This window comes from Ellagibacter isourolithinifaciens (genome assembly GCF_008831035.1).
GTDB lineage: Bacteria > Actinomycetota > Coriobacteriia > Coriobacteriales > Eggerthellaceae > Ellagibacter > Ellagibacter isourolithinifaciens.
On record NZ_WAJR01000052.1, the window covers coordinates 1 to 2,601 of the forward strand.

General features: G+C 63.7%; 2 protein-coding genes. Both read right to left on the reverse strand.

What is annotated here, in order from left to right:
• Positions 1 to 141 precede the first annotated feature (141 nt).
• Positions 142 to 699 carry an ATP-binding protein gene (locus F8C90_RS10635; protein WP_211361106.1) on the reverse strand — a complete coding sequence of 186 codons (558 nt, stop codon included), beginning with the start codon at positions 697 to 699 and terminating at the stop codon, positions 142 to 144.
• Between the two features lie 174 nt (positions 700 to 873).
• A complete protein-coding gene (gene istA, locus F8C90_RS10640) occupies positions 874 to 2,421 on the reverse strand; it encodes an IS21 family transposase (RefSeq protein ID WP_158050478.1) in 1,548 nt (515 codons plus the stop codon).
• Positions 2,422 to 2,601: the final 180 nt, after the last annotated feature.

Consider the following 2,601-nt stretch of genomic DNA (forward strand, 5'->3'; position numbering starts at 1 on the left):
TATTACGCCGATTTTGCTACGCCGTTCCACGTGCCGCTGCTACACCGTTCCGCGGTTGGCTGATACGCGCCGATGCGGCAACCGTTAGACCAACGAGGGGCGCGCGAGCGCCCCTCTTGGCATAATCGACCCGCGACGGATCTAGCCGATGCGCTTGCGCATGGACTCATCGCCCTCGATGTGGATTATATCCGAGCGATAAACGATGCGATCAATAACCGCATCGGCTATTGCGCCCTCGCCGAGCTTGGCATGCCAGCCGGCTGGCGAGAACTGCGAGCATATCAGCAGGGAACCTGTGCGCAGCCTGCCCTCGACGATCTCGAGGAGCTCTCGCGCGCCCTTCCCGCTGACCTTTTCCAAAAGCCAATCGTCCAAGATGAGCAGGTCGCACTTGAGGTATCGCTTCTTTGTCTTGAACCATTCCTCGTCTTTCTCCACCGTCAGCTCGTCGAGCATCTCGGGGAGCCGCACGTACCGCACGGAGAAGAAGGCGTTGCATGCGGCGACCCCGAGCGCGCTCGCAATCCAGCTTTTGCCCGCGCCCGACGCCCCGGTCAGCAGAACGTTCCTGTGGTTGCGTATCCATTCGCAGTTCGAGAGTTCCGCAATCCTCACCTTGTCCAGCTTGCGGTCGGGGTCGTAACGGACGTCTGCGACGTTCGCCTCGGGCTCGGGGAAGCCCGCCTGCCGGAGCAGCCGCGCGCTTGTTCACGCGCCGCGCGTCCCATTCCGCGTCGACTATCATGGCGACCCTCTCGTCGAAGGTCATGTCGGCGGCGCCCGGCATCTCCTCTAGGTCGCGGTACGCCTGCGCCATCACCGATAGGCGCATGCTGTAGAGTTTGTCCATGGTTGACTGGCTGGCTGGCATTATTCATCGTCTCCTTCAGCATCTTCTTGATCCAGGTTCTGGTAGTAGCCGCTTCCCCTCAGGTACGCGCCGTCGTCGGGGTCCTCCGGGACGGATTCCGCCATCTTCGAGGCGATCGACTTGACGGTCTTGTAACTCGGGCGCGGCGAGTACGAAAGCGCCTTCGCGCAGGCTTGCTCGAGCATCTCCTTGCCGTGTTTCTTGGCGAGGGCGAGCACGCCGCGGCAGGAGCGGTAGGACTGCTGCTCGATCTTGCGGGACTTGAGGATTCCGTCGACCACGGCCTCGCACGACGGGCCGATTTCCCCCGCCCACCTGCGGAAGCGGTTCCCGTCCCATTCGGCGAAGTCGCGGTGCGAGTCGGGCATGTGCCCCGGGTTCGTGGAGTAGGAGCCCTTGGGGCCGCGCAGGCGTCCGTGCATCGCGATGCGCTCGCCGTCGCATGCGATCCACACCGCAGACTTCGTGGCGCAGACCTCCACCTCGCGCTTCACGTAGCTGAACGGAACCGAGTACCGGGACCCGCCGAAGGCGACGTGGTAGTTAAAATTGACGGTGGCGGTCTTGCGGGTAACCATCTCGTAGGGCTTGCCGGGCAGCGGGACGAGGAGCGGCTTCTCTTGGCGGATGAAGACCTCGTCCCTGCTGCCGTCGCGCTTCTGGAAGGGGCGCGCGTTGATCTCGCGCACCTTCTCCATCAGCGCCCCGTTCAGCTGCGCGAGCGACGTGAAGACGCGGTCGCGCAGCGGCGCCATGGCGCGCTGCTCTATGACCCGGACGCCCATCTCGATCGCCCCCTTGTCGCGCGGCTTCCTCGGCCGCGCGGGGACGATGGCGCAGCCGTAGTGCTCGGCCATGCGCCGGTACTGCTCGTTGACGACGAGCTCCTCCACCGTGTTCTTGGCCACGCCCTGCTTCAGGTTGTCCGGGACGATTATCGGCACGCTGCCGCCGTAGAACGAGAACGCGTGCACGTGGGCCTCGACCCAGGATTCCTCCTTCATGTCGTAGAATCCCTCGGCGTAGAGCTCGCCCGAGTAGGGCAGGCAGGCCGCGAACACGTACACCTTCAGCAGCTCGCCCGTGTCCAGGTCCAGGACGCCCATGGCGTCCCCGACGTAATCGACTTGCATCTCCTGTGCCGGCTTGCGCTCGATGTGCATGGCGACCTTGTTCGCCATAGCCCATTTCCTGTGCCTCTGGCAGAACGCCGAGTACATGTAGGGCTCCTTGCCCGACGCCAGCGCGGCGTCGCAGTACTCCGACCACAGCACCATGAGCGTAACGCCCGGGCGCTCCATCTCCCTGTCGACCCGCTCGTGGTCGATCTCGGCCTTCGATGCGTCGGACTTGGGCTCCCTCGGGTAGATGACCGCGCGTATCGCCGCGTCGTTCATCTCCTCCGGCAGCGGCCACTCCAGCCCGCGCGCCTTCGCCCTGTCGACGACGGTGACGACCGTCGCCGTGGAACACCCGCACGAGAACGCGATGTTCCTGATGCTTATCCCCATGGCCCTCTGCCTGAGGATCTCCCTGTACTTGACCATTTCCTTCTCCTTTTCTCTCGATGGCCAAGGGCGCCCTTCGCGCCCATCGAGATTTTGCTGGAAAAGGAAGCGCCCCTTGCGGGGCGCGTGTCAATTCTTCTCGTTGGGGTGTATCAGCCAACCGTGGAACACTGTAGCAGCGATGTTTGGAATGGCGTAGCAAAAGCGGTGAAATAGTCA

What these genes read in the sequence shown, in the direction of transcription:
- istA (WP_158050478.1), bottom strand. Translation starts at nt 2,421, where the DNA reads ATGGTCAAGTACAGGGAGATCCTCAGGCAGAGGGCCATGGGGATAAGC.